Source organism: Haloarchaeobius litoreus (genome assembly GCF_024495425.1).
Classification (GTDB): domain Archaea; phylum Halobacteriota; class Halobacteria; order Halobacteriales; family Natrialbaceae; genus Haloarchaeobius; species Haloarchaeobius litoreus.
In genome coordinates, this window is record NZ_JANHJR010000001.1 from 1,184,044 (window position 1) to 1,207,873 (window position 23,830).

Consider the following 23,830-nt stretch of genomic DNA (forward strand, 5'->3'; position numbering starts at 1 on the left):
GCCTACTCCTCCGTCGGCACGCCACAGAGGTTGCCGTCCTCGTCGAACCGCTTCGCCCGCAGATAGCGCGCCCGGTAGCGGTTCGCACCCTCGTACACGTCGGCCTCGCGGATCTCGTCGGTGCGGCCATCGGCGACGGCGTCGATGATCTCCTCCAGTTGCGCCTTCTCGCTCGGCGTGAGGTCGAACTCGTAGGTGTGTTCGTCCTCCTCCTCCAGCTTCGTCCACTTCCGGGCGGCGGCGACGACGAGCGAACACGGCTCCCGGCAGGGGAACGCGCCGTCGCCGGCCGGTGTGTCGAGGTGGTCGCCCTCGTCGTACTGCCACTCGCGGCGCTTGAGGCACTGGGAGTCGACGCAGGCCGCCTCGGTGACCCACTCGACGGCCTCGCGGGGGAGCTCGTCGACGACGTCGTAGATGCCGGTCTGGCGCTCGGCGGTCTCGCGCCAGTGGGTCACGTCGAGTGTGCCCTCGTGCTCGCGGTGCCAGTTCTCGACCGTCGCCGGGTAGACGAACCCGAGCGCCTCCTTCAGCTCGCCGCTCGTGAGGTCGGGGAGTACCCAGCCGTCGACGAGCGACGGTGCGGTCTTCAGCGGGCGGTAGCGGCCACGGTCGTCGTACTTCGAGCGGTCGCGCAGGTCACGCGGCTCGGCGTCTGCGGTGAGCTCGGCGGGGTCGGCATCGCTGTCGTCGACGTGCCGGAGCTCGTACCGCCGGTAGCCGACCTCGCCGAGCTCGACGGTGACGAGCAGCTCGCCCCACTCGTGGTGGATGCCGCCGTCGGCCATCGCGCCGTAGCGGGCGCGAACCGAGTGCTCGTCGGCGGCCTCGAGCCAGCGCAGGAAGGCGCGGCGGGCGGTGCCCTCGCCACCGACGACGACGTTCCAGAAGTGCCAGTTGGTGACCCACTCGGCGTTGGCGGCGGCGACCCGTTCGAGCTCCTCGACGGAGAGGTGCTCGCGGTGCAGGTCGGGCACCTCGAACACGTAGCCGTCGTCCTCGTACTGCACGACGAGGCCGTCGAACTCGACGGGGCCCCCGGTCACGGCGTCGACGAGGTCCTCGAACTGGTCGGGCGCGAGGTCGGCGTCGGTGGCCGCCATCGTCAGTCACCCGACGCCGGCACGCCGCCGGTCGCCTCGCGGACGCGTTCGAGCGCGGCGCTGACGTCCGCACCGGCCTCGGCGGCGCGTTCGAGGATGACATCGGCCATGAACTCCTCGGTCCCGACGGCCCCGGCGTACCAGATGCGGTGGCCGTCCACCTCCGCGGGCGTCTCCCAGCCCTCGCGGTAGTCGTCGGTGAGACCCATATCCTCCGGGATGTCCTCCTGGGTGTGGTAGCCGTCGGCGACGAACAGCGGGACGACGACGACGTCCTCGCTCTCGAAGTAGTCGGTCACGTCGTCGACCTCGGGCTCCTCGTCCATGTACAGCGCCTGCACCTCGTCGAAGCGGCCCATCGAGCGGATGCGGTCGGCGTGGTACTCGATGGCCTTCGCGGAGTTCTCGTTGCGCTCGGTGCCGTGGCCGACGACTGCGAGGCCGAACCCCTCGCCGACGTCGGGGTCTCCCGTGACCGTCTCGGCACGCTTGACGATGACGTCGGACATCGCGTCGTGGGTACCGACTGGGCCGCAGTAGTGGATGGTCTTGTCCACGTCGTCGGCGTGGAGCGTCGCCTGCGACGCGCTCGTGCCGTCGGAGTCCCACAGGCCGGCCTCCCAGTCGTCGAGGCGGAGTTCGCGGGGGATGACCTCCTCCGTGAAGTAGCCCTCGCTGATGAACAGCGGGACGACGAACACCTCCTCGGACTCGACCGTCCGGAGGGCGTCGCGGAAGCTCGGCTCCTCCTTCCAGAACGCCTCGCGCACCTCGTCGAACGCGCCCGACTCGCGGATGGTGTCCGCGTGGGCGTACGTCGGCGCGCTCGACTCGGGATTGAGGTGCGACCCGTGTGCCACGATGACCAGCGCTTGCATACGCGTCGCTCAGGCTGGGATACCCTTAGTGACTTCGTCTGCGGCACCCGACGTCGGCGGGCTCGCGGGGCTCGCGCGGACGGAAACGCCTAATTGTCATCGGTCGTAACACTCGCGAAAATGTCCCCTCGCCCTCGCTCCCTCGTCGTACTGACACTCCTGCTGGTCGTCGGCGCGGGCTGTACCGGTTTCGTCGGTGAAGACCGGCCGACAGCTCCGACGGTCGACGGCGACGGGGCCGTCGAGGCCTACGAGTCCATCGACGGCGTCCACGCGGTCGTCGAGACGACCATCACCCACGGGAACACCACCGAGCACCGACGGTCCGAGGTGTGGACCCGGCCGGCCAGTGGCGAGGTCCGCGAGGAGGTCCGCGAACCCGCCTCCCGCGCCGGCAACCTCGTCGTCGCCAACGGCTCGCAGCTCTGGGTGTACAACGAGAGCCGGGCGGTGGTCAGGACGCAGTCGTACGAGCGCGGCCAGGGCGACGCGGTCCGGATGGACACGTTCCTGCGGCAGGTGTTCGACGCGGTCGCCGCGAGCGGCAACGAGACGGTCCGGTCCCCGCCGACCGTCGGCATGGGGCCCGCACCGTCCGTTCCGGTCGAGGGCGAGACCGGCGCGGAGGTTCGCAACGCCTCGACGCGGATCGAGAACTACACCGCGACGTACGAGGGCACGGAGACGGTGTCCGACCACGAGACGCACGTCGTCGAGCTAGCACCGAGCGGTGACGTGCCGACGGTCGCGTCCGACCTGCGCATCCGCTACTACCTCGACACCGAGCACTACTTCCCGGTGAAGGTGACCCAGTCGATGACGGTCAACGGGGAGGAGTTCCGCGTCGTCACCGAGTACACGGACGTCGTGTTCGACCCGGGCATCGACGACTCGCGGTTCCACTTCGACCCGCCGGAGGACGCGAGCGTGGTCGACCTCGAGGAGAGCCGGGAGACGTTCGAGACGCGCGCGGCGGCCGCGGCCAACGTGTCGATGACGCTCCCGGACCCGGACGTGCCGGACGGGTACGAGCTGTCCCAGGTCGGCGTGCTCCGTGGCGATATCACGACGGTCACGGTGTTCTACCGGAACGACGCCGGGGACGTGCTCTACGTGAGCGAACACTCGGAGCCCCGCTCGACGGGGTCGGCCGAGGGCGTCACCGTCGACGTCGGCGGCATCGAGGGCCGCTACGTCGCGACGGACTCGCTTGGCTCGGTCGTCTGGTCCTGTGCGGACGGCCCGCAGTACGCCGTCGTCTCGGTCGAGGGGTCGCTGTCCCGAGGTGAGATCGTCGCCGTCGCCCGGTCGGTCGGCTGCGAGTGACAGCTTCCGACCGCCTGCTGCGCTGGCTCGAACACCGGCGCGAAGCCGAACTGGGTCGCTGGCACGACCAGCAGTCGCTCCCCGAGAGGCGTCTCGACGAGGTTGCGGTCGGTCGAGATGCGACGGTCGCACCGCTCTCCGTCGTGAGAACGGGAAGAAGAACTCAGTCGTCTCGCGGTTCGTCGGGCGACTCGTCCCCTCGCTCCCAGACGTTGGTGACGGACTCTCCGTTCGGTGGCGTGTGGCTGATGTCTTTCATCGTGCGCTTGTCGTTCGTCATCGTGGTACCTCGTAGCACGAGTCTGGTATAAAAGGGTTTCTGGCGACTCGTTATAAGACTTAGTAACATATTAACACCTAATATCGGCGACTGCGGACGGTTTGAGACTCCATCGACCCGAAGTGTCAAGGCCTATGCCGGCCCGCGCCCAACGCCATCGCATGGAGTACGAAACGGTCCAGGGTACCTCCGTCCCGAAGATCGGCCTCGGCACCTGGCAGACCGCCGGCCAGGAGACCTACGGCGCGGTCCGGACCGCGCTCGCCGCCGGCTACCGACACATCGACACCGCCCAGGCGTACGACAACGAGCGCTACGTCGGCAACGCGATCCACGACTCCGACGTCGACCGCGAGGACGTCTTCCTCACCACGAAGGTCCGTCCCGACCGGTTCCGGCCCGGTCGCCTCAAGCGCTCGGTCGCCAACAGCATCCGCCGCCTCGACACCGCCTACGTCGACCTCCTGCTGCTGCACTGGCCCAACCCGCTCGCCGACCTCCGCGAGACGATGGCGGCGATGGCCGACCTCGTCGAGTGCGGCGACGTCCGGCACGTCGGGGTCTCGAACTTCTCGAAGAAGCGGCTCATGAAGGCCCAGCGCGTCTCCCCGGAGCCCATCTTCACCAACCAGGTGAAGTTCCACCCGTTCAAGCCCCAGCGTGAACTCCTCCGGTACTGCCAGGACGCCGACGTGCTGCTGACGGCCTACTCGCCGCTCGGCACCGGCGGCGTCCTCGACGACGACCTCCTCCGGACCATCGGCGCACGGTACGACAAGACCCCCGCACAGGTCGCGCTTCGCTGGGCCACCCAGCACCAGAACGTCGTCGCGATCCCGAAATCCACCAGCCAGGACCACATCGAGCAGAACATCGACATCTTCGACTTCAAGCTCGACCGCGAGGAGCTCGACCGCATCGCCCGTCCCGACCCCGTCAAGAACGGCCTCGCGTTCGCGAAGGGGACCATCGGTATCTGAATCGCGTCGAGCGCCGCGGGCCCCTCGTCGGTCTCTCGCTGGCCAGCGTACTGTCCCCGAATATAGCTGACCTACTTCGACGCGGAGTGACGCCGGTGGTCGGACGGAACACTCATCCACCTCGCTACCCAACCGACAGCCGAACACGCGATGGTCGACCCGGAGGACCCGACCCGACCCGGTGAGCGTCTCCCAGGCGTCGCTCCCGAGCAGGACGGCCCCGACCGCATCGTCCTGCACGTCGACATGGACTGCTTCTACGCGGCGTGCGAACGCCTTCGCGAGCCGGCGCTCCGTGGCGATCCGGTCGTGGTGGGAATGGGCTACGAGCCGGGCGACGACACCGGTGCGGTGGCGACGGCGAGCTACGAGGCCCGCGAGTACGGCGTCGAGAGCGCACAGGCCATCACGACCGCGCTGGAGCGCCTCCCCCGCCGCGCCGACGCGGACGACCCCGAGGGGACCGGTCTGTACCGGCCCGTCGACCTGGACTACTACGAGGCCGTGGCGAGCGACGTGAAGGACATCCTCCACGACTGCGCCGACACGGTCCGCGAGGTGAGCATCGACGAGGCGTATCTGGACGTGACCGACCGCACCGACTGGTCCGTCGCCGAGGGGTTCGCCCGCCACGTCAAACAGCGCATCGAACGCGAGGTCGGCGTCGTCGCCAGCGTCGGTGTCGCCTCGAACATGAGCGCCGCGAAGGTCGCCAGCGACCACGACAAGCCCGACGGCCTCGTGGTCGTCCCGCCCGACGAACTGCGGGGGTTCCTCGAACCGCTCCCCATCGAGGAGATCCACGGCGTCGGCCCGGTGACCGCACGGGAGCTCCGCGACGAGTTCGACGTCGAGACCGCGGGCGACCTGGCCACGGCGGACCGCCGAGCGCTGGCTGACCGCTTCGGCGAGCGCGGCCCGGAGCTCCGGAGCCGGGCACGCGGCCACGACGACCGGGCGGTGACGCCGCGGGGACTGCCGAAGAGCTTCTCCCGGGAGTCCGCGTTCGGCGAGCCTGTCACGGAGCCGGAGCCGAAGGCGGAGCAGGTGCAGACGCTGGCCGAGGCCGTGGCGGACCGGGCAGACCGCGAGGGAGCGCTCTACCGGACCATCGGCATCAAGGCCGTCGAGCCGCCGTTCGACGTGAACACCCGCGAGCGGTCGCTGTCGGGCCCCGTCGCGGACGAGCCGCTGGTCGTCGAGACGGCGCTGGAGCTCGTCTCTGAGTTCGACGACGTGCCCGTGCGGAAGGTCGGCGTCCGCGTCTCGAACCTCTCGTTCACCGAGCGCAACCAGGCGAGCCTCGACTCCTGGGAGTCCGGCGGCGGCCGTGAGACGCCCGAGGAGCCGTCCCGGGCACACTCGCGTCGACGGGAGACCGACGACGCCGACGGCCAGTCCACGCTGACCGATTTCCAGTAGCCCCCGCCGCGGCCAATGGAACTTATATGGCCCGGCACCCGAGATGAGGTAGACGCACTCTCATCAGCATGGCTGACGACGATATGGACTTCTACGAACTTCTCGAGATAGACGAGGACGCCTCCCAGGACGAGGTGAAGGAGGCGTTCCGCTCGAAGGTCCGGGAGTACCATCCGGACCTCAACGACGACCCCGACGCCCCCGCCCAGTTCAACGCCCTGAAGAAGGCCTACGAGACCCTCAACGACTCCTCGGAGCGGAACGCCTACGACCGACTCGGACACAGGGACTACGTCGCGAAGCGCATCGGCGGCTTCCCCTCCGGCGATATCTGGGGTAGCCGGTCGAGCGAGAGCGGCGACTCCGCCGACTCGACGAGTCGGTCGAGCGGCTCCTCGGGCGGTTCACGGACCACGAGTCGCCCCACCGGCTCGACACGCTCGAGCAGCAGTCGGTCGAGCGGGAGCCGTTCAGGGAGCAGCCGCTCGGGCAGCAGCCGCTCCAGCGGGAGCCGGTCCTCGGCGGGCTCCGCCGCCCAGTCCGCGACCTCGAACACGTCCCAGCGGACGAGCCGGTCACGAAGCAGCGCGACGGGGAGCGCATCGTCGCAGAGTAGCGGCGGGTCGACCGCGAGCACATCGACCAACGGCGGCCACGCGACCACCGGCACCCGGACCTCGCCCGCAACGGGCACCGGAACCGGCGGCTGGACCGACAACGCGCTGTTCAACTGGTGGAACGACCTGAGCCTCGGCTGGCCGCTCATGCTCTCGGCGGTCCTCCTCTACGTCGGCGGGCTCGTCCAGTACGGGCTGGCCCACGAGGGCGGCCTCTCGACACTCGCTGACCGCCTGCGCGCCGCCGGCACCGATACCGCCGCGCTGCAGGCCGCCCTCGTCGAGTCGCGGCACGGCCTCACCCAGCCCGCGACGTTCATCGTCGAGGCGGGTGCGCTGGTGACCGAGCCACCGCTGCCGACACAGCAGTGGTACGGCGTACTCGCCGGACTGGTCGGCGTCACCGTCCTCGCGTTCGGCCTCAACCGGGCGTTCCGTGCCCGGCGGCCGTACAAGTGGGTGACCATCAACGAGACCGTCGGCGTCTCGCTCGCCGTCGCCATCGCGGCCGGCGCGTACGGCGGGCCACTGCTGGCCGGCGCGCTCGTCATGCCGCTGGTCTACCTGGTCATCATCCGTCACACCCGGATGGCGTTCCAGTTCAAGCCCACGTACCTCTACGTCGTCGGCGTCTCCGCCCCGCTCGTCGGCCTCGTGCTCGACGCGGCCGAGGCCGCGCCCATGCTCGCCGTGGACCTCGCCGTGATGGTCCTGCCGCTGCTCTCGGTCGTGATACTCCTCCTGAGTGCCTTCGTGCGGCCGAAGGTCGCGGCCCGCTTCTGACTCTCCGCACGTCCACCGGCCGTTCCTGCGGCCGTCTCAGCCGACCAGCGTCGCGACGCCCTTGGTCTGTCGGTAGTCCGAGTCGAGGAGGGCCCGGAGTCGCTCGCGCAGCGCCGTCGCCTCCTCGTCGTCCCACGTCTCGGGGTCGGCCACCGGCACGACGAGGAAACCGCGCCCACGGACCTCGGTCGCGTGGATGGCCCGGTCGTCGATCGGCTCCGGGAACCGCCGTCGGAGCGTGGTGTACTCCCGAAGCACCCGGTCGATGGCCGTCGGGCCGACGGGGAGGATGACGTGGGCGTTGATGGCCCGGAACTCCGCGTCGAAGAAGCGCTCCATGAACTCGTAGTCCTCGGCCGTCGGCATCCGCCCCTCGGGCAACTGGGGCATGAACAGGTAGCTCAGGAACAGGTTCGTCGGCTCCGGCGCGTCGCTGTACCGGTCCGCGAGGAAGCCCACGTCGTGTAGCACACCCTGCAGTCGGCGCGCGCCCTCGGTCTCGGTGAACGGGACACCCGTCGTCTCGCCGCCGTGGTCGGCCGGCGACGCGCCGACGACGTGGAAGTCGGCGTTGGCGTCGCCGTACCCGGGGACGGCAGCGGGGCCGTCGTCGACCGGCGGGTACTCCGCGGGCGGGCGCATGTCGAACGGGTTCGACACCCGGTCCGTTACGTTCTCCACGCTATCCGGTAGTGAAGGGGACGGTATCAAGTTCTCGGCTCGCGTGGGCCTCGACGATGGTTTGATTGTCCCCGTCGCCGTCGTCGGCCGTATGAGCGACGACATCCCAGCGATGACGCGGTTCCCGGTCCCGGACGTCGACGAACTCCCCGACGACCTGCGCGAACGCATCGACGAGGAGGAAGCGCGCGCCGGCTTCGTCCCGAACGTCTTCCTCGCCTACGGCTACAAGCCCTCGCACTTCCGGGCCTTCTTCGACTACTACGACGCGCTCGTCGAGGACACCGCACTCGAACGCGAGGAGGTCGAGATGATCGTCGTCGCGGTCAGCGGCGCGAACGACTGCTACTACTGCAACGTCGCCCACGGCGCGCTCGTCCGCATCTACGCCGACGACCCGCACCTCGCCGACCAGCTCGTCTCCAACCACCGAATCGCGGACATCAACGACGCCCACCGCGCCATGCTCGACCTCGCCGTGAAGCTCACCGAGGAGCCGGCGGAAGTCGACGAGGCTGACTTCGAAAGCCTCCGCGACCACGGCTTCTCGCAGGAGGCCATCTGGGACATCGGGAGCGTCGCCGCCTTCTTCAACCTCTCGAACAGGATGGCACATCTGGCCGACATGCGCCCGAACGCCGAGTTCCACACGATGGGCAGATAACCACTCCCACACCGAGCGCCACGGCGAACAGGGACGGACGACTGAAGCCGAGAGACAATCACAGACAGGGTTTCCAGCCCGAACACGTCGCCCCTTCGAACTCAGTTAAATTCACTAAGGGGAAATTCTCAAACTATGTCGAAAAGTGTATGGTGGATAATAGACCACAGTCTGACATGCGCCAGCTGGACGACACCGACCTGGAGATCCTCCGCCTGCTCCTCGAGGACGCGAGCAGGACGTACAGCGACATCGCGGAAATCGTCGACGTCTCCCCGCCGACGGTCTCCGACAGAATCGACCGCCTGCGCGAGATGGGCGTCATCCGCCGGTTCACCATCGACGTGGACAGCTCGAAGCTCAACGACGGCGTCTCCGTGCTCGTCGAGGCCGAGCTCTCGCCGACCGCCGACGACGGCGTCGTCGACCGGTTCGCCGCGCTCGAAGACGTCGAGCACGCGTTCCTCACGGCGGACTCGCGGGTGTTCCTCAACGCCAACGTTCCCAAGGGAGACGTTCGCCAGCTCCTCGCGGGCGGTGTCGACCTCGAACTCGTCGAGCACTTCGACGTGAGCCTGCTCGTCCAGTCCGAGTGGCGGCCGAAGATCAAGGACCACGACGCCAGCGACGAGGCCGGACTCGAACAGACCGTTCGGCAGTGACCGAGCGGACCGTACCCGCCAGGCACCCCCACCGATGGGAAGAGGGGTTCGACCAAAACTGTTCTAAGCCCAGGTTACGCACAGGCAGCTATGGCGACGCGCATCCGCGTCAACGGCATGACCTACGAGACACACGCAGAAGTCGTCGAAAAGGCGATCCTGCTGGCCGACGGCGTCGACTCCGTCGAGACCGATATCGACGAGTTCACCGCGACGGTCGAGGGCGACGCCGACGTCGACGACATCGTCGAGAAGGTAGAGATGGCCGGCTACGACGCGGAACCACTCTGACTCGCCCGCTCTGCGTTCTCGGATCGCTCCGCTGTGAGCCGCTGGACTGGCTCTGTCGAGATCCTCCGCGGGGGATACACTTCGACTCGGATGCGGCCGATACAGGTGCTCGGGGTATCGCGGCGACCAACGCTCTACTCATCGTCCGTCAGAGTACAACAGCTGAATAGGGACGACTTGTTTTGTCGTTGGCGACAGAAATTCACTAGTAGATACTCACCATCTGTTCGGTGCGGCCGTCTAACTTTACGCGTGAGACCCGCATCAACGATGGAGCGAACTATGAGTAGCAACAACAGGTCAGGTTCTGGTGACAGATCGAGCAACGGCACGGACATGGACAGAGACCGTCGCGATGAACGCGCTGACCACGGGGCGAATCCGGGTGAACGTGGCAAATGGCTCTCGGCACTGATTGCACTTCTCGGACTCTGGATGATCGCACAGGCCCTCGGATTGACCCTCACCGAAGCGCAGTTCTGGAACGACGTCCTTGTCGGTGCGCTCCTGGTCGGCGTCGGGGGGTACAACTACTCGCGGCAAGCGGACGAACGGTTTGCGAACGTCGCGGTCGCCCTGATCGCCGTCGTAGCCGGCCTCTGGTTGATCGCGGCACCGTTCATGCTGGGTGCCGACTCCGGGCTCACCGAGACGACTAACGAGTTCGGGTTCTACAACGACATAGTCGTCGGGTTGCTTGCAGTGGGTCTCGGTGCCTACAGTGCGTACCAGGCCCAGGAACGCCAGCAGGACACTCGCCGAACAGAAGCCTGAACAGTTCCTCGTGAGATTTTGCAGTGCTCGCTATGGCCACTGTCGGGAGAGCCGTTGTTGCCGGTAGACCGCGAGCTGGTACTGGGCCAGCAGTACCGAGCAAGCCATCGCCAGCACCACGAAACTGCCGATCAACAACAGCGAGCCCCCGTGAAGAATCCCGTTCAGTAACTGCAGGAGTGCGAACCCCGGAAGGCTGAAGGTCAAAAAGCCGGTCCGAATCGGGAACTCCCGGGTCATCCGGATGAACGTGTCCACCTCGCCCGCCAGATTATCGTCCATTACTCTGTCTGTTAACGCCAATACAAGGATGCTTATAACCGCTTCGAACGGCAGTAGGCCAGAGTTTCCACGGGTTCCGCGGGAGGTCCGACCTCGAAGTCAGCGAAGCGGATAGCAAGGCCGTTGATTGGTGGGTCTACTCCGTCCGCGCTGGGTATGCAGCACGGCTCTATGAATATTAACGATAGCTGATGGCATCTCCGGCAATTCGTTCGCAGGTCTACGTACCGACTTGTATTCTCTCAGGTCAAGCGATCAGTACAGGGAATAGACGTACCGTTTAGCACAGGGCGTACACGGCACATTAGTAGCATCCCCAGGTGCTATCGAGGATGCTAAACGGGGCCCAACCGAGCATTTATCTCCGATTCAGACAAAGAGATGACATGGCCTCGATTGCACCCCTGATTGGTCTCTTCGTTGCTCCCTTCTTTGTGATACTTGTCTATCTGGATGCTACACGACGAAGTCTCCCACAATTAACTCGCCTTCTGTGGGCTGGTAGCATCGGAATCATGAGTTTTACCGGATTTTTACTCACGACTTCGTTCGAGAACCTCATACACCGGATATACTTCCTTGGAATCAAATCGAACCCAGTTGTGTCTACTCCATACGAAATATTGGCTTTGCACATCTCTGTCGGAATGATAATCAGCATCCTTGCTTTCCTCTTGTATGTATTTGGTAGCCGAAAGATATCAGCAAACGAGGACTCTCACTCTGGGACTTACTAATCAGTTCGCACACCCACGTAACAGCTGTCTCATCGCAGATAGCGTTTGACCGATAGGATTTCAACAGGACCGCTGGGCGCTCATTCGGCCTCGCTATCGCTCCACGGTCCCCTCCCGTCGCCGTTCCGCATCGAGGCCGAGTTCCCTCCCGTCACTCGGCCTCGCCGTTCCCCGCCCACCGCAACCCATCCGCCCGGTAGCCGCCGGCGTCACCGCGCTCTATCTCGTTCTCGACCGCCCGCGTCGTGTCCTCGTCGATACGCACCAGATGACAGAGCGGGTGTCCCGGCTGGGCGAGCGGGTTCTCGAGGATACCGACGATGAGGCCCGTGAACGGGGCCGTGACGACGCGTTCCTCGGTTCGAAAGTGGTCCGAGACGGTGCAGATGGTGTCGCCCTCGTGGACGAGCGGGTACGGGCCCCACTCCATGTCGACGAGGCCGCCCGAGTCCGCCCGCAGCCACGTCTTCTCCTTCGCGGAGTCGATGACCTTCCGCCACCCCGGCCAGGTGACGGGCTGTCCGGGGCGGACGCCGTACTCGGCGAGAACGCTCTCGACGCCCTCCAGCGCGCGGTCGATGAGCGGGCGCTGGAAGCGGTGGGCCTTCCCCATCTCGACGGTGATCGTGGGGGTGTCGTCCGCGGTGGCGACGCTGCGGAGCATCCCCGGCTCGGACTCGCCGGAGAGCACGACGTTCGCGCCGAAGGCGTGGGCGAGTCTGGACACCTCCTCGTTGCCCATGTCGGCGCGGACGTGGTACATCGTCGTCCGGTTGCGCGTGGAGGTGTGGAAGTCGACGCCGAGGTCGCACTGCGAGACGAACGTCCGGTAGATGGCGCTGGCCATCCGTTCTGCAGTGTTCGAGTGGCTCTTGCCCGGGAACGACCGGTTGAGGTCCTGGTCGTAGATGGGGATGTAGCGTTGCTGGGCGAGGAACCCGGGGACGTTCAGCACGTGCAGACAGACCAGCGTCCCGTGGACGTCGGCGGGCTCGTACCGGTCGGCGACCTCCTGGACGACCTTCACGCCGTTGAGCTCGTCGCCGTGGATGGCCGCCGAGAAGAACACCCGCGGACCGTCGCGAGTGCCGTTGATGACGGTGACGGGTATCTCGACCGGGTCACCGAGGTACGTCTCGCCGACCTCGTGTTTGACGTGGCGCTTCTCGCCGGGCGAGACCTCGGCGTCGAACCGGAACGATCGTGGACCACCGTCGGACATGGCCCTCGCTTGGCCGGGGCCGTCCATGAATCTTCAGGTCGCGGGAGCTGGAAACGGCGACGGCGGATACCAGCCTTTTTCCTGCTCACGTCGTAACCAACGAACGGTATGGACTCCACCCGACTGTCTCGACGGACACTGCTCGGTATCGGTGCATCGACCCTCCCGGTCGCTCTCGCGGGCTGCATGGGCGGTGGCGGCGATGGCGGCGAGGACCGCCCCGAGAACACCATCTGGGTCGGTCCGGACAACCAGTTGATCTTCGACCCGGACAGTCTCACCGTCTCGACGGGGACCGAGGTCACCTGGGAGTGGAAGAGCAACACCCACAACATCGTCGTCCAGAGCCAGCCCGACGGTGCCAGCTGGGAGGGTACCGAAGGGGGCGAGAGCAACACCTTCGACACCGGCTACGTCTACAGCTACACCTTCGAGACCCCCGGCACCTACGAGTACGACTGTGCACCCCACCGCCAGCAGGGGATGGTCGGCGAGATAGTCGTCGAGGAGTGATCAGAGCTCGACCCGGTTCAGCCAGACCAGTACGCCGTAGAACAGGATGCCGACGGCGAACACGGTCGCCGGGATGAGGAACGCGCCGAACGTGTCGTAGAGGACGCCGACGATGCTCGCCATGTCGGCTCCGACGGCCCGGACCTACTTCTACGCTGTCCCTTCCTGGTTCGCCGGCGTGCTCAGTCGTCGTCCGACTCGGCGGTCGCGAGGCCGTCCACGTCGGCGATGGCGTCCCGTTCGGCGTCCGAGAGCGTGAGCGTCACGTCGCGCTTCGGGAACGGCATCTCGATGTCCTCGTCGAGCAGCCGGCGGTAGATGGTCCGATTGAGCCTGTGACGGGCCTTCTGCTCGCGGCTCGGGCTCGACACCCAGCAGAGCAGCTCGTACTCCAGCCCGGAGTCGCCGAACTGCCGGAAGCGCATCCGGGGCTTCGGCGAGTCCTGCACGAGCGACTCGTCCACGCTGACCGCGAGGACGACCTCCTCGAACTCGTCGAGGTCGGTTCCGTACCCGACGGTGAGCGGGATGCGGATGCGCTTCCGGCGTTGCGGTGCGGACTCGTTGATGATGCGCGCGGAGTTCAGCACCGAGTTCGGGACCGTCACCATCACCTCGTCCCGGGTGAGCAGCGTGGTCGACCGGATGCCGACCCGGACGACGGTGCCGGCGTCGCCGGTGTCGAGCACGACGTAGTCGCCGATCTTGTACGTGTCGTCGAAGTAGAGCGCGAGGCCGCCGAAGAAGTTCGCGACGGTGTCCTTCGCGGCGAACCCGATGGCGATGCCGGCGACGCCAGCCGCGCCGAGCAGCGGCGTGATCTCGATGTTCCAGATGGTGAGCAGGAAGAACGCCGCGCCGACGAGCACGACGAGCGTCCAGACGTTCGAGAAGACGGGTGCGAAGTCGAACCGGCCGGTCTTCTGGACGCTCTCGACGACCCGGTTTACGACGTTGTTCAGCGCCCGCGCCCAGACGAGCACGATGACCGACGCCGAGGGCTGGCCGAAGAACGTCCCGAGCTGGTCCTGGTAGATGACGTCCGCCCCGCCGAAGTCCGGTTGGGTAAGCACGAACACGCCGACGAGTCCCGCCGTTACCACGAGCGGGAGCCGCAACTCCTCGACGACGATGTTGTCTATCTCGCTCTCCGTGCCCTTGACGAACCGCCGCGCCAGCCGAAGCACCACCACCTCCAGCAACACCGCCGAGACGAGCGAGATTCCCAGCACGAGCACCGTCCGCTCGGCCGGCGGAACCCCGGCCAGAAACTCCGACATACCTGCGAACATGACGGTCCTACGCGGGCACGGGGCTTTTATATTCCGCCCCGGCACGCCGGCAGCGAAACGTTGGAATACGACGAGCGTCAAGCGGCTGGTAGATGTACCGGACCGGACACTATGGCGTCTCGCTGCTGCTCTATGCACCCGTCGGGTTCGCGCTGTTGCTCGCCGGCTACCCGGCCGTCGCACTGCTGGGGGGCGCGGCGATGCTCGTGCTCGCACCGCTGCCGGACTACGACCAGCGCGTCCCGTTCGTCGAGCACCGCGGACCGACACACAGCCTCGCCTTCGCGCTGCTCGTCGGGGTGGTCCTCGGTGGAGCCGGCTACGCGGCGGCCCCCTCGCTCGGGCTGGACCCGCAGGTCGTCGGGGTCGCGGGCGTCGCGATCGGCTGCTACGGCATCGTCGCGCACCTCGCCGGCGACGTGCTGACGCCCGCCGGCATCGAGCCGTTCTGGCCGGTCTCCGCGGAGAACTACTCGCTCTCCGCGACCCGGGCAGACAGCACGGTCGCGAACGTCCTGTTGCTGGTCCTCGGCACGCTCGTCACGGTCGTTGCGGCAGTCGTCGGCGGCCGCGTCGGCTGAGTCGAACGCCGGTGCGGTTTCCCGTCGTTTATTCTGCCCGGTTTTTTGCCCCCGGCGTGGGAACTAGGCGCATGGACCCCATCGACTACGGCCGGTTCGAGGCCGGCCGACACGTGAACTACTTCGACCTCGACCGGACGTTCCGCCGGGAGGTCGCCCGCGTGTTCGACGACGACGAGCACGCCTGGGCCGAGCCACGACTCCGCGAGTTCGGCGAAGTCGTCGGCCACACAGTCGCGGACAACGCCGACGCGGTCGACGACCACGGCCCCGAACTCCACACCTACGACGCCCACGGGAACGTACAGAACGAGGTGGAGTACCACCCGAAGCAGTACGAGAACGAGCGCATCGCCTACGGTGCGGGCATCGTCTCGGACGCCTTCGAGGCCCCGCCGGGCCGGGACGAGCCGATGCCGCTGACACACCACCTCGCGATGGAGTACCTGCTCTCCTACGCCGACCCCGGCTTCACCTGTCCGGTGTCGATGACCGGCGGGGTCGCGCTCGTGCTGGACAAGTACGGCGAGGGCTACCTGCTGGAGTCGTACTACGAGCGCCTCGTCGCCCGGGATGGAGACGACAACGTCGAGGGCGCGATGTTCCTCACCGAGGAGCAGGGCGGCAGCGACGTCGGCGCGAACGAGACCGTCGCCGAGCACGTCGCGGGCCGCGAGTACGAGCTCACCGGCGAGAAGTGGTTCTGCTCGAACATCGACGCCGAGGGGACGCTCGCGCTCGCCCGCACACCCGACGCGCCCGACGGCACGAAGGGGCTCTCGCTCTTCCTCGTGCCGCACACGAAGGGCGACGCAGGCGAGACCGAGGAGCTGAACGACCAGCTGTACCGCCGGCTGAAGGACAAACTGGGGACCATCTCGGTCCCGACGGGCGAGGTCGAACTCGACGGCGCGACGGGCTACCTCGTCGGCGAGGAGGAGCGCGGGTTCAAGTACATGACCGACATGCTGAACCTCGAACGGCTGTCGAACGCGACGGCCTCCATCGCCATCATGGGTCGCTGCCTGCTGGAGGCGAAGGTGCAGGCCGCCACCCGCGAGGCGTTCGGCTCGCCCATCCAGGAGTACCCGCTGATGAAACGGGACCTCGTCGACATGGCCGTCGACCACGAGGCAGCGACGGCGTACACGTTCGACGCGGGTCGGGTCCTGGCCGAGCGCGAGGCCGGCGACGACGAGGCGTACCGGCTGATGCGCGCCCTCGTCCCGGTCGCGAAGTACCGGACCGCCCGGATGGCCGTCGATACGGCCTCCTACGCGATGGAGATACTCGGCGGCAACGGCTACGTGAACGACTTCGTCACCCACCGACTGCTCCGGGACGCACAGGTGCTCCCCATCTGGGAGGGCACGTCGAACATCCTCTCGCTGGACCTGCTCCGCGCGCTCGACGCCGAGGACGCCCACGAGCCCCTGCTCGCCGAGATTCGGGCGAACCTCGACGCCGTCGAGCATCCCGCGCTGGCGGAGACAGTCCGGGGTATCGAGGACGCGAACGCCGATATGGGGGCGGCGATGGCGACGCTCGCGACCGAGGACGGCGAGTACGCCCAGCTGCAGGCGAAGGAGCTGGCCGACCTCGTCTTCGACGTGTACACCGGCGCACTGCTCTGTCGGGAGGCGCAGGCGGAGATCGACGACGCGGACGACGGGCGGACCGCGCTCGTCGCCGAACGGTTCGTCGACAGGCGGCTCCGCGAGTCGGGCGGCGACCGCGGCATCGCCGACGGCGACCGCTTCGCGCTGGAGCACTTCGACTCGGTCGTCCGGTTCGAATCGACTGACCCCGAGAGCCTCGTCGACGCCGCACCCGCAGACGACTGAGACGGCCTGAGCAGTCGACAGCGACCCAGCCAGCACATCTCACGCCGTCGAGAAATCTGTGTCACAGCCCGAAATACGCGATTTCGAACGTTTCGACCACGGTACCGCGTTGTCACGGGGCAGACAACACGGAACCCTTATACGTCTACCTCGGCTTTGTTCATTCGCAATGGCAAACGGCAAGGTTGACTTCTTCAACGACACAGGCGGCTACGGTTTCATCGAGACTGAGGACGCGGACGAGGACGTTTTCTTCCACATGGAGGACGTTGGCGGACCGGACCTCGAGGAGGGACAGGAGATCGAATTCGACATCGAAGACGCGCCGAAGGGCCCCCGGGCCAAGAACGTCGTCCGCTCGTAATTTCGTAAACTACCGCAGTTTATTCTGCGACACTTCTTTCGACGCTACGTCCGACAGTGACGACCCCGTGCAGTCGACCGGCCGGGACCGTTCGGTCACCGCACGCCGAGCACCGAGCCACAGCCGGCACAGACGTACACGTCCGTTCCCTCGCCCTCGATTGCGTAGCTCTCGGGGTCGAGCTTCGGGACGGCGGGCACCGTCTCCACGTCGCCGTGTTCGAGGTCGCCGCAGTTCTCGCAGGTCAGTGGGTCCGACTCGATTCGCATGGTCCGAGCGTGGCGGGCGCGGGAGAAGTAGCCACCTCGGCCTTGCGTCGCCGTCGCACACGAGACGGGGTGCCGTGGCGGGGAAACGCCCTTTAGACGTGCACACAGTGGTTTGAACGTGCAACGCGACGACGACGAGGACGCACGCGCCAGCCGAGCGGTCGTCAGGCAGGGCTACGACGAACTCGCGGACACCTACGCCAGCGAGCGCGGCGATCAGGGGAACGAGACGCTCCTCGACCGCCTGCGCGCCGACGCGCCACCGGGGCCGTTCCTGGACGCCGGATGCGGCGACGGTCGGGGGGTGCTGGACGTGCTGGCGAGCGAGCGGTCCGTCGCCGGGCTGGACCTGTCGCAGGAGCAGGCGCGACGCGCGAACGACGTCGCTCCGGGCCGAGTCGTCCAGGGCGACATGACGGCCCTCCCCTACGACGCGGACACCTTCGCCGGCGTCACGGCGTTCTACTCGATCATCCACGTCCCGGCGGCGGAGACTCCCGACGTGTACGAGGAGTTCGCCCGGGTGCTTCGCCCGGGTGGTGTCGCACTGGTCACCACGGGGACTGAGGACTGGACCGGTCGGAACGACGATTGGCTCGCCGGCGGTGCACCGATGGAGTGGGAGATACTCGGGCGCGAGGCCAGCACCCGGCATCTCGAAGCGGCCGACTTCGAGGTGTTCGACGCCGTCGGCGTCATCGACACGCTCGGCGACGACAGGGAGCGTGGCGAGAGTCAGCTGGTCGACGCGGAGTCGGATGACGCCGAGAAGCTGTTCCTGTTCGCACGTCTCGACCGCTGAGCGACGGCTCTACCGCGGCGTCTCCGCTCCCCACTTGTCCAGCGCCGTGGCGAGTTCCGGATTGCCGTCGGCAGCGTAGTCCGCGAGCGACACGCCCTGCATCGACGCCTCGACGGACTGCCGGAGCGCCCGGGCTCCGGCCTCGGTACCGTCGGGGTGGCCGTGGATACCGCCGCCGGCCTGGATGGCGATGTCGGTGCCCAGCGCGTCGATGAGCGCGTCGACGACGCCGGGGTGCAGGCCACCGGAGGCGACCGGGAGCACGTCGGTCATGCCGTAGAGGTCGGACTTCAGCCAGGCGTTGATGCCGGGCGTGTCCTCGTTCTCCAGCTTGCCAAGGCCGGCGGTCCCGGTGTGGATGTGGTCGACGCCGCAGAGCCGGGCGACCTGTGCGAGCGTGCGCATCGAGACGCCGTGATGGTCCATCCGGTCGAAGGCGGCGTGCATCGCGCGGTGGGCGTGGATGGCGAGGTCGTGCTTCTCGGCGACCTCCCGGACCGTCTGGACGGCCGACCAGCCCGCGGTGACGACGTCGACCATGATGAAGCCGCCGCCCTGGTCGGCGACGAACTCCGCGCGGCGGACCATCTCGTCCGTCTCGGCGGTGATGTTGACGAGGTAGTCCTTCCGCTCGCCGGTCTCCTCGGTGAGCTCGCGGGCGACCGAGAGCGACCGTTCGACACGGTCCTCGAACGGGTTGAAGTACTGGTCGGTGAGGTTCTCGTCGTCCTTCAGGAGGTCGACGCCGCCGCGCCAGGCCTGCTCGGCGATGTCGACGTGGGCGTCGGTGGAGAGGCCGACCTTCGGCTTCGGGACGGTCGCGAGGACGGGACGGTCCCCGGCGTCGAGCTTCTCGTGGGCGACCGCCGAGCCGAACTGCGGCCCCGGGAAGCCGTCGACGAGCGTCTCCGGCCACTTGCAGTCCTCCAGCCGGATGCTGTCGACCGCCTTCATCCCCATGATGTTCCCCGCGATGCACGAGAGGATCTGTGCCATGGAGCCGTCCTCGAACAGGTCGGCGGGGTAGGCGACGGTGATGTTGCCCCCGGGGCCTGCGTTCTCGCGGATGTCGCAGGCGACGGCGGAGAGGTCGGTGAGTTCGGCCTCGTCGACGTGGAGGGCGGCCCACGTGCCGTTGGAGGACTCGGAGGCGACCCGCGAGGCGGCGGCCTCCATCGTCATATCGGTGGCAGGCGCGATGGTGAACTCGCAGACGAGGTCGGTGTCGGTCGGTTCGTAGTCGAGGTCGAGGAAGTCGTCGTACTCGATTCCAGTCATTGGAATCCGAGATGTTCGCCGGCCAGCTATTTGGAAGTTGCTATGTGGCAACCAGTGGCACGCGATGGCGGGGCGGTCGGCCGTCGTCGCCCCCGCTCAGAGGAGGTCGGGAACGGCCGCCAGCGAGTCGACGACGTAGTCCGGCTCGACGTCGCTCCGGGCGAGCGCGGCCCGGTCCGTGACCCCGGAGAGCACGAGCACCGTGGTCATCCCGGCATCCGCACCGAACCTGATGTCGGTGTCGGGGCGGTCGCCGACGACGAGACAGCGGTCCGCGGGCACGCCGAGCCGGTCGAGGGCGACCCCACGGGTGGCCGGGTGTGGCTTCCCGAGCACGGCCTCCGGTTCGCACTCGGCGACGTCCGCGACCGCGTTGACGATCGCGCCAGAGCCCGGGACGTCGCGCTCGGCCGCGGGTACGACCCTGTCCGGGTCGGTGCCGACGAGGGGGACGTCGCCACCGGAGAGCGCCCAGTACGCGTCCCGCAGGTCGTCGTAGTGGAACTTGCGGTCGACCGAGGCGACGACGACGTCGGCCGCGTCGGGGTCGTCGGTGAGCCGGAGGTCCCGCTCGCGCAACTGCTCCCTCAGACCGTCCTCGCCGACGACGAACAGGGCCGAACCGTCGTGTCGCCCGGCGAGGTAGTCGGCGGTCACCTCGCCGGCGGTGAGCACCTGCTCGGCGGTCGCGTCGACGCCGGCACGGGCGAGCCGGTCGGCGTAGCTCGCCGGTGGCCGTGTCGGGTTGTTCGTGACGAAGAGCGTGGCGAGCCCGGCGGCCCGGAGCGACCGGACCGCCGCTGGCGCACCGGGGAGGGCGCGCTCGCCGCGGAGGACGGTCCCATCGACGTCGAGCACGACGCCGTCGAAACGGGTCATCGCCGGAGACTCGGGACCGCAGACTATTGAGTGGTCGGCAGGTCGACGGGCTCGCCAGTGTCGGCGCTCTCGTACAGCGCGTCGATGACGGCCATGTTGGCGACGGCCTCGTCGGCGTCGGTGCGGGGCCGACGGTCGTGCTCGACGCAGTCGACGAAGTGGCGCACCTGCTCGGCGTACTGGTCGACGGGCTCGAACGTCTCGGTGACCTGCCGGCCGTCGACCTGATAGGTGATGGACTGCGGCTCGCCGGCGTCCGAGGGGTTGAACGCGCCGTCCACCTCGAGCCAGCCGTTCTCCGCCTCGACGCGGTAGCGCTGTTCGGCCTGCGTGTCGAAGCTACAGGAGAGCTGCGCGGTCGCACCGTCGTACTCGAACGTGCCGGCGAGGTGGGTGTCGACGCCGCAGTCGCGGGTGTCGAGCGTTCGGGCGCTGACACGTTCGGGCTCGCCGAGGAGCGTCCGGAGCACGCTGACGGCGTAGCAGCCCACGTCCATCAGCGACCCCCCGGCGAGTTCGGGGTCGAGGCGGATGTCGTCCGGCCGTCCCCGGAGCGGGAACTGGAAGGTGGCGAACGCGCCGCGGATGTCTTCGAGTTCCCCGGCGACGACCGCCGCCGCACGCTCGGTCTTCGGGTGGTAGCGGTACATGAACGCCTCCATCAGGGTGACACCCGCGTCGTCGCAGTAGTCGCCGAGCGCGCGGGCCTCGTCGGCGTCGACGGCCAGCGGTTTCTCGCAGAGGACGTCGAGCCCCGCGTCGGCAGCCTTCCGGGCCCACTCGTCGTGGTGAGCGTTCGGCAGCGGGACGTACACCGCGTCGAGCGCCTCGTCGGCGAGGAGCGCATCGTAGCTGCCGTGCGCTCGGTCGATGTCGAGGTCCGCCGCGACCGTCTCCGCACGCTCGGCCGAGCGCGAGGCGATGGCGGCCACCTCGTGACCCGCCGTCCTGATACCCGGAATCACCGCCTTCCGTCCGATGTTCGCCGTCGAGAGTACGCCGAAATCCATACCTCGCGCTTCAGTCTCCCCGGGTTTAACACCTGCCGATACGGAAACCGTTGGAGAATCAGGCATCGGATTTAACTTTGCAAATTGGCTCGCGGATATAGCAAAAATTTAATTGTGTGGAGTCCGAGGTTTCTACATCCCCCGATGACCGACAGGACGATGGACTCGGGGTCGTCTCGCATGGGTGGTGACGAGGCGAACCTCGACATCGACGAGCTCTTCGCGTCCTCAGGCGACGGCGGCCGCGAAGACGAACCGACCGACGAGAGCGCGACACCCGAGGGCACGGGCGGTCGCGACGAGATAGAGGATACGACAGCTGGCGAGCTGTTCCAGCAGCTCAGTGCGGAGGTCGCCGAGGAGGAGCAGGCGACGGCCGAGGCGGACCCCTTCGACGAGCTCAGCGACGAGTCCCCCGAGGAGATCATCGCGAGCGCCGACGAGGAGGTCGAGCACGTCGACGAGGTGGACGACGCCATCGCCGCCGACGACGAGCTGTTCGACATGCTCCTGCTCCCGGAGCGCGAGGAGGAGGACGGCTTCCTCTGGGTCCAGACCGAGGACGGCGGCGAGGAGGCCGGCCGGACCGACACCGACGGGTCCGACGTGGGACCCGACGCGGAGAGCCAGCCGGCCAGGACGGCTGACACGGACCCGGGCGGGATGGCCGAGGCACGCTCGACGGAGAGCGACCTCGACGAGGACGGGTTCTCCTTCGACATCGACGACGACAGCTCGTCTTCGGGCCCTCCCGCGTGGGGCGAGTCGAGTCAGGAGGAGACGAGCGAGGGGTCGACTCCCACTGACTCGACCCCCGAGAAGCCCGCGACCGACACCGAAACGAACGACGTGAGCGCCGGTATAGCCGAGCCGGCGGCGGCCGACCCGGACGACGGCGAGGCACCCGAGATCGACAGCGGTTCGACACTCTCCGCGACGTTCGACAGCCACGACGTGTCGTCCGACGAGGAGGAAGTCGATGTGGAGGAACCCATGACCGACGACTCCGACACCGATGCTGCCGCGGCGGACGGCGACGGAGAGGAGGTCGGCGACGGCGAAGAAGTCGGCGACAGCGACAGCGAAGAGGACGGCGAAGAGGACGGCGACGGCGGCGGCATCGCGAGCAAGATCCGCTCGATACTCTCGAGCTGAGCCGCCACGGGACTACCTTTTTCTCCCCGAGGGTCGTGTGGTACGGTATCGCATGAACAGTGACGCATCCAGGTACGTGGCCGTCTGCCGAGGACTGGGCCTGGGCGAGCACGAGATACGCCAGGGCGAGGACGACGAGGTGCCCGTCGAGGACCTGTTCGAGCGCTCCTCGCCCCAGGACCGACACGAGCGGCTGGTGGCGACGCTCGCTGCCGCCGACCGCGGTGTCGACCTCGCCGGGGACGCCAGCGGGGCGGCGGTGGCGGCAGCGATCCAGACGGTGCTCCGCGAACTCGGGCGGAGCGACGCCGCGGCCGCGGTCGCGGACGCGGAGGGGAGCCTGTTCGAGCGGATCGCCGCGGTCGAACGGGTGGTGCTGGACGGGAGCTACCGCGTCGTCAGGCTCGCGGACGACGACCGCTGGCGGTTCCTGGTCGTCGAAGCACGACGGCTGGCCGGCGTCAGGGAGCAGTTCGGCCAGGGCGTCGAACTCGACGGGGTGGCGACGTTCCACGCGGACCAGCCGGCGGACCGTTCGCTCGACCCGGCCGACCACCTGCCGCCGGTGTACCGCGACGCCGGCGCAGAGCTGTCACCGCCGGGTGGCGGGCCGAAGCGCGTCGTCTCCGACCGGAGCGTCGACGACGTGCTCGACGCAATCAGACGGAAGGCCACCGAGGACGAGGAGCCGATGCCGCTCGACGGGGCCACCGAGCAGCGCGCCCTCGATGCGGCACCGTCCGAGCCGGCGGGTCCACCGCTCGACGAACCGGCCATCGTCGCACCCGGCGAGGTCGAAGAGGAGCCGATCGTGGCCCGTGGCGATGTCGAAGAGGAGCCGATCGTCGCGCCGGGACACGTCGAGGGTGATACCGAGACGGACCGCCCAAGTGCGCTCGATGCGCCCGCCGAGCGGCCCGTACTCGACGCCCCGCCGACCGAACCAGCAGGGCCAGCGCTCGACGAGCCACCCATCGTCGCTCGCGGCGAAGTTGACGAGGAGCCGATCGTCGCTCGCGGCGAAGTTGACGAGGAGCCGATCGTCGCATCCGGGAGGGTGGACGACGAGCGGAACGAGCCCGAGGACAGGTGAGCGCACCAATCTGTAGTTTCATTGCAACTATCTGTCGGGGTGCTGGCC

Annotated in this window: 27 protein-coding genes; 15 read left to right on the forward strand and 12 right to left on the reverse strand. The window is 67.8% G+C overall.

What is annotated here, in order from left to right; genetic code table 11:
* Positions 1-2: 2 nt before the first annotated feature.
* Positions 3-1,103 (reverse strand): DR2241 family protein, encoded by a 1,101-nt coding sequence (locus tag NOW55_RS06070; RefSeq protein WP_256399193.1) that lies wholly within the window; start codon positions 1,101-1,103, stop codon positions 3-5.
* Positions 1,104-1,105: 2 nt separating this feature from the next.
* Positions 1,106-1,981: a CbiX/SirB N-terminal domain-containing protein gene (locus tag NOW55_RS06075; RefSeq protein ID WP_256399194.1), complete on the reverse strand. Its 876-nt coding sequence runs from the start codon at positions 1,979-1,981 to the stop codon at positions 1,106-1,108.
* A 120-nt stretch (positions 1,982-2,101) separates the two neighbouring features.
* On the opposite strand from NOW55_RS06075, the gene NOW55_RS06080 reads away from it, so the two are divergent.
* Positions 2,102-3,307: a LolA family protein gene (locus tag NOW55_RS06080; protein WP_256399195.1), complete on the forward strand. Its 1,206-nt coding sequence runs from the start codon at positions 2,102-2,104 to the stop codon at positions 3,305-3,307.
* A 163-nt stretch (positions 3,308-3,470) separates the two neighbouring features.
* On the opposite strand, the gene NOW55_RS21005 is transcribed toward NOW55_RS06080, so the two are convergent.
* Positions 3,471-3,587 (reverse strand): DUF7989 family protein, encoded by a 117-nt coding sequence (locus tag NOW55_RS21005; RefSeq protein ID WP_465260940.1) that lies wholly within the window; start codon positions 3,585-3,587, stop codon positions 3,471-3,473.
* A gap of 161 nt (positions 3,588-3,748) precedes the next feature.
* Between NOW55_RS21005 and NOW55_RS06085 the strand changes: the two genes are divergently transcribed.
* The 3 genes from NOW55_RS06085 (at position 3,749) to NOW55_RS06095 (ending at position 7,389) form a co-directional block, all read left to right on the forward strand.
* A complete protein-coding gene (locus tag NOW55_RS06085) occupies positions 3,749-4,567 on the forward strand; it encodes an aldo/keto reductase (RefSeq protein ID WP_256399196.1) in 819 nt (272 codons plus the stop codon).
* A 150-nt stretch (positions 4,568-4,717) separates the two neighbouring features.
* Positions 4,718-5,989: a DNA polymerase IV gene (gene dinB / locus NOW55_RS06090; protein WP_256399197.1), complete on the forward strand. Its 1,272-nt coding sequence runs from the start codon at positions 4,718-4,720 to the stop codon at positions 5,987-5,989.
* A gap of 68 nt (positions 5,990-6,057) precedes the next feature.
* A complete protein-coding gene (locus NOW55_RS06095) occupies positions 6,058-7,389 on the forward strand; it encodes a DnaJ domain-containing protein (protein ID WP_256399198.1) in 1,332 nt (443 codons plus the stop codon).
* A gap of 36 nt (positions 7,390-7,425) precedes the next feature.
* On the opposite strand, the gene NOW55_RS06100 is transcribed toward NOW55_RS06095, so the two are convergent.
* Complete coding sequence (locus tag NOW55_RS06100; RefSeq protein ID WP_256399199.1) at positions 7,426-8,070, reverse strand: uracil-DNA glycosylase family protein; 645 nt, start codon at positions 8,068-8,070, stop codon at positions 7,426-7,428.
* Positions 8,071-8,161: 91 nt separating this feature from the next.
* On the opposite strand from NOW55_RS06100, the gene NOW55_RS06105 reads away from it, so the two are divergent.
* The 4 genes from NOW55_RS06105 to NOW55_RS06120 all read left to right on the forward strand — a co-directional run bounded on the left by NOW55_RS06105 (position 8,162) and on the right by NOW55_RS06120 (position 10,461).
* The gene (locus NOW55_RS06105) at positions 8,162-8,734 is read left to right on the forward strand and encodes a peroxidase-related enzyme (RefSeq protein ID WP_256399200.1); all 573 of its coding nucleotides are present in this window, start codon (positions 8,162-8,164) and stop codon (positions 8,732-8,734) included.
* Between the two features lie 176 nt (positions 8,735-8,910).
* Positions 8,911-9,396: an Lrp/AsnC family transcriptional regulator gene (locus NOW55_RS06110; RefSeq protein ID WP_256399201.1), complete on the forward strand. Its 486-nt coding sequence runs from the start codon at positions 8,911-8,913 to the stop codon at positions 9,394-9,396.
* 90 nt (positions 9,397-9,486) lie between these two features.
* Positions 9,487-9,687: a heavy-metal-associated domain-containing protein gene (locus NOW55_RS06115; protein ID WP_256399202.1), complete on the forward strand. Its 201-nt coding sequence runs from the start codon at positions 9,487-9,489 to the stop codon at positions 9,685-9,687.
* 336 nt (positions 9,688-10,023) lie between these two features.
* On the forward strand, positions 10,024-10,461 hold the full coding sequence (locus NOW55_RS06120; protein WP_256399203.1) for an SPW repeat domain-containing protein: 438 nt from the start codon (positions 10,024-10,026) through the stop codon (positions 10,459-10,461).
* 30 nt (positions 10,462-10,491) lie between these two features.
* On the opposite strand, the gene NOW55_RS06125 is transcribed toward NOW55_RS06120, so the two are convergent.
* Both NOW55_RS06125 and NOW55_RS06130 read right to left on the reverse strand, forming a co-directional pair.
* Positions 10,492-10,743: a hypothetical protein gene (locus NOW55_RS06125; protein WP_256399204.1), complete on the reverse strand. Its 252-nt coding sequence runs from the start codon at positions 10,741-10,743 to the stop codon at positions 10,492-10,494.
* Between the two features lie 888 nt (positions 10,744-11,631).
* On the reverse strand, positions 11,632-12,702 hold the full coding sequence (locus tag NOW55_RS06130; RefSeq protein ID WP_256399206.1) for a succinylglutamate desuccinylase/aspartoacylase family protein: 1,071 nt from the start codon (positions 12,700-12,702) through the stop codon (positions 11,632-11,634).
* Positions 12,703-12,810: 108 nt separating this feature from the next.
* On the opposite strand from NOW55_RS06130, the gene NOW55_RS06135 reads away from it, so the two are divergent.
* Positions 12,811-13,215: a plastocyanin/azurin family copper-binding protein gene (locus NOW55_RS06135; RefSeq protein ID WP_256399207.1), complete on the forward strand. Its 405-nt coding sequence runs from the start codon at positions 12,811-12,813 to the stop codon at positions 13,213-13,215.
* Here the strand turns inward: NOW55_RS06135 and NOW55_RS06140 are convergent, their stop codons facing one another.
* Together NOW55_RS06140 and NOW55_RS06145 are read right to left on the reverse strand one after the other, a co-directional pair.
* Positions 13,216-13,338: a hypothetical protein gene (locus tag NOW55_RS06140; protein WP_256300364.1), complete on the reverse strand. Its 123-nt coding sequence runs from the start codon at positions 13,336-13,338 to the stop codon at positions 13,216-13,218.
* 59 nt (positions 13,339-13,397) lie between these two features.
* Positions 13,398-14,507, reverse strand: coding sequence for a mechanosensitive ion channel family protein (locus tag NOW55_RS06145; RefSeq protein ID WP_390293006.1), 1,110 nt, complete (start codon positions 14,505-14,507; stop codon positions 13,398-13,400).
* 92 nt (positions 14,508-14,599) lie between these two features.
* On the opposite strand from NOW55_RS06145, the gene NOW55_RS06150 reads away from it, so the two are divergent.
* From NOW55_RS06150 to NOW55_RS06160, 3 genes are all read left to right on the forward strand, one after another.
* A complete protein-coding gene (locus NOW55_RS06150; RefSeq protein WP_256399209.1) occupies positions 14,600-15,088 on the forward strand; it encodes a metal-dependent hydrolase in 489 nt (162 codons plus the stop codon).
* A 71-nt stretch (positions 15,089-15,159) separates the two neighbouring features.
* Positions 15,160-16,932, forward strand: coding sequence for an acyl-CoA dehydrogenase family protein (locus tag NOW55_RS06155; protein WP_256399210.1), 1,773 nt, complete (start codon positions 15,160-15,162; stop codon positions 16,930-16,932).
* 169 nt (positions 16,933-17,101) lie between these two features.
* Entirely contained in the window at positions 17,102-17,296 is a 195-nt protein-coding gene (locus NOW55_RS06160; protein ID WP_089731634.1) for a cold-shock protein, read from the forward strand.
* A gap of 95 nt (positions 17,297-17,391) precedes the next feature.
* Here the strand turns inward: NOW55_RS06160 and NOW55_RS06165 are convergent, their stop codons facing one another.
* Positions 17,392-17,565: a hypothetical protein gene (locus NOW55_RS06165; protein WP_256399211.1), complete on the reverse strand. Its 174-nt coding sequence runs from the start codon at positions 17,563-17,565 to the stop codon at positions 17,392-17,394.
* A 118-nt stretch (positions 17,566-17,683) separates the two neighbouring features.
* Between NOW55_RS06165 and NOW55_RS06170 the strand changes: the two genes are divergently transcribed.
* Positions 17,684-18,367, forward strand: coding sequence for a class I SAM-dependent methyltransferase (locus NOW55_RS06170; protein ID WP_256399212.1), 684 nt, complete (start codon positions 17,684-17,686; stop codon positions 18,365-18,367).
* Between the two features lie 9 nt (positions 18,368-18,376).
* On the opposite strand, the gene rbcL is transcribed toward NOW55_RS06170, so the two are convergent.
* The 3 genes from rbcL to NOW55_RS06185 all read right to left on the reverse strand — a co-directional run bounded on the left by rbcL (position 18,377) and on the right by NOW55_RS06185 (position 21,534).
* Entirely contained in the window at positions 18,377-19,645 is a 1,269-nt protein-coding gene (rbcL, locus tag NOW55_RS06175) for a type III ribulose-bisphosphate carboxylase (RefSeq protein ID WP_256399213.1), read from the reverse strand.
* Positions 19,646-19,741: 96 nt separating this feature from the next.
* Positions 19,742-20,524: an HAD-IIA family hydrolase gene (locus NOW55_RS06180; RefSeq protein ID WP_256399214.1), complete on the reverse strand. Its 783-nt coding sequence runs from the start codon at positions 20,522-20,524 to the stop codon at positions 19,742-19,744.
* Positions 20,525-20,547: 23 nt separating this feature from the next.
* Positions 20,548-21,534 carry a Gfo/Idh/MocA family protein gene (locus NOW55_RS06185; protein WP_256399215.1) on the reverse strand — a complete coding sequence of 329 codons (987 nt, stop codon included), beginning with the start codon at positions 21,532-21,534 and terminating at the stop codon, positions 20,548-20,550.
* Positions 21,535-21,678: 144 nt separating this feature from the next.
* Between NOW55_RS06185 and NOW55_RS06190 the strand changes: the two genes are divergently transcribed.
* On the forward strand, positions 21,679-22,689 hold the full coding sequence (locus NOW55_RS06190; RefSeq protein ID WP_256399216.1) for a hypothetical protein: 1,011 nt from the start codon (positions 21,679-21,681) through the stop codon (positions 22,687-22,689).
* Positions 22,690-22,741: 52 nt separating this feature from the next.
* A complete protein-coding gene (locus tag NOW55_RS06195; RefSeq protein ID WP_256399217.1) occupies positions 22,742-23,782 on the forward strand; it encodes a hypothetical protein in 1,041 nt (346 codons plus the stop codon).
* Positions 23,783-23,830: the final 48 nt, after the last annotated feature.

Bases quoted from the DNA above. Each gene is read 5' to 3' on its own strand.
- NOW55_RS06070 (WP_256399193.1), bottom strand. From the start codon at position 1,103: ATGGCGGCCACCGACGCCGACCTCGCGCCCGACCAGTTCGAGGACCTC.
- NOW55_RS06075 (WP_256399194.1), bottom strand. From the start codon at position 1,981: ATGCAAGCGCTGGTCATCGTGGCACACGGGTCGCACCTCAATCCCGAG.
- NOW55_RS06080 (WP_256399195.1), top strand. From the start codon at position 2,102: ATGTCCCCTCGCCCTCGCTCCCTCGTCGTACTGACACTCCTGCTGGTC.
- NOW55_RS21005 (WP_465260940.1), bottom strand. From the start codon at position 3,587: ATGACGAACGACAAGCGCACGATGAAAGACATCAGCCACACGCCACCG.
- NOW55_RS06085 (WP_256399196.1), top strand. From the start codon at position 3,749: ATGGAGTACGAAACGGTCCAGGGTACCTCCGTCCCGAAGATCGGCCTC.
- dinB (WP_256399197.1), top strand. From the start codon at position 4,718: ATGGTCGACCCGGAGGACCCGACCCGACCCGGTGAGCGTCTCCCAGGC.
- NOW55_RS06095 (WP_256399198.1), top strand. From the start codon at position 6,058: ATGGCTGACGACGATATGGACTTCTACGAACTTCTCGAGATAGACGAG.
- NOW55_RS06105 (WP_256399200.1), top strand. From the start codon at position 8,162: ATGAGCGACGACATCCCAGCGATGACGCGGTTCCCGGTCCCGGACGTC.
- NOW55_RS06110 (WP_256399201.1), top strand. From the start codon at position 8,911: ATGCGCCAGCTGGACGACACCGACCTGGAGATCCTCCGCCTGCTCCTC.
- NOW55_RS06115 (WP_256399202.1), top strand. From the start codon at position 9,487: ATGGCGACGCGCATCCGCGTCAACGGCATGACCTACGAGACACACGCA.
- NOW55_RS06120 (WP_256399203.1), top strand. From the start codon at position 10,024: ATGGACAGAGACCGTCGCGATGAACGCGCTGACCACGGGGCGAATCCG.
- NOW55_RS06125 (WP_256399204.1), bottom strand. From the start codon at position 10,743: ATGGACGATAATCTGGCGGGCGAGGTGGACACGTTCATCCGGATGACC.
- NOW55_RS06130 (WP_256399206.1), bottom strand. From the start codon at position 12,702: ATGTCCGACGGTGGTCCACGATCGTTCCGGTTCGACGCCGAGGTCTCG.
- NOW55_RS06135 (WP_256399207.1), top strand. From the start codon at position 12,811: ATGGACTCCACCCGACTGTCTCGACGGACACTGCTCGGTATCGGTGCA.
- NOW55_RS06140 (WP_256300364.1), bottom strand. From the start codon at position 13,338: ATGGCGAGCATCGTCGGCGTCCTCTACGACACGTTCGGCGCGTTCCTC.
- NOW55_RS06145 (WP_390293006.1), bottom strand. From the start codon at position 14,507: ATGTTCGCAGGTATGTCGGAGTTTCTGGCCGGGGTTCCGCCGGCCGAG.
- NOW55_RS06150 (WP_256399209.1), top strand. From the start codon at position 14,600: ATGTACCGGACCGGACACTATGGCGTCTCGCTGCTGCTCTATGCACCC.
- NOW55_RS06155 (WP_256399210.1), top strand. From the start codon at position 15,160: ATGGACCCCATCGACTACGGCCGGTTCGAGGCCGGCCGACACGTGAAC.
- NOW55_RS06160 (WP_089731634.1), top strand. From the start codon at position 17,102: ATGGCAAACGGCAAGGTTGACTTCTTCAACGACACAGGCGGCTACGGT.
- NOW55_RS06165 (WP_256399211.1), bottom strand. From the start codon at position 17,565: ATGCGAATCGAGTCGGACCCACTGACCTGCGAGAACTGCGGCGACCTC.
- rbcL (WP_256399213.1), bottom strand. From the start codon at position 19,645: ATGACTGGAATCGAGTACGACGACTTCCTCGACCTCGACTACGAACCG.
- NOW55_RS06180 (WP_256399214.1), bottom strand. From the start codon at position 20,524: ATGACCCGTTTCGACGGCGTCGTGCTCGACGTCGATGGGACCGTCCTC.
- NOW55_RS06185 (WP_256399215.1), bottom strand. From the start codon at position 21,534: ATGGATTTCGGCGTACTCTCGACGGCGAACATCGGACGGAAGGCGGTG.
- NOW55_RS06190 (WP_256399216.1), top strand. From the start codon at position 21,679: ATGACCGACAGGACGATGGACTCGGGGTCGTCTCGCATGGGTGGTGAC.
- NOW55_RS06195 (WP_256399217.1), top strand. From the start codon at position 22,742: ATGAACAGTGACGCATCCAGGTACGTGGCCGTCTGCCGAGGACTGGGC.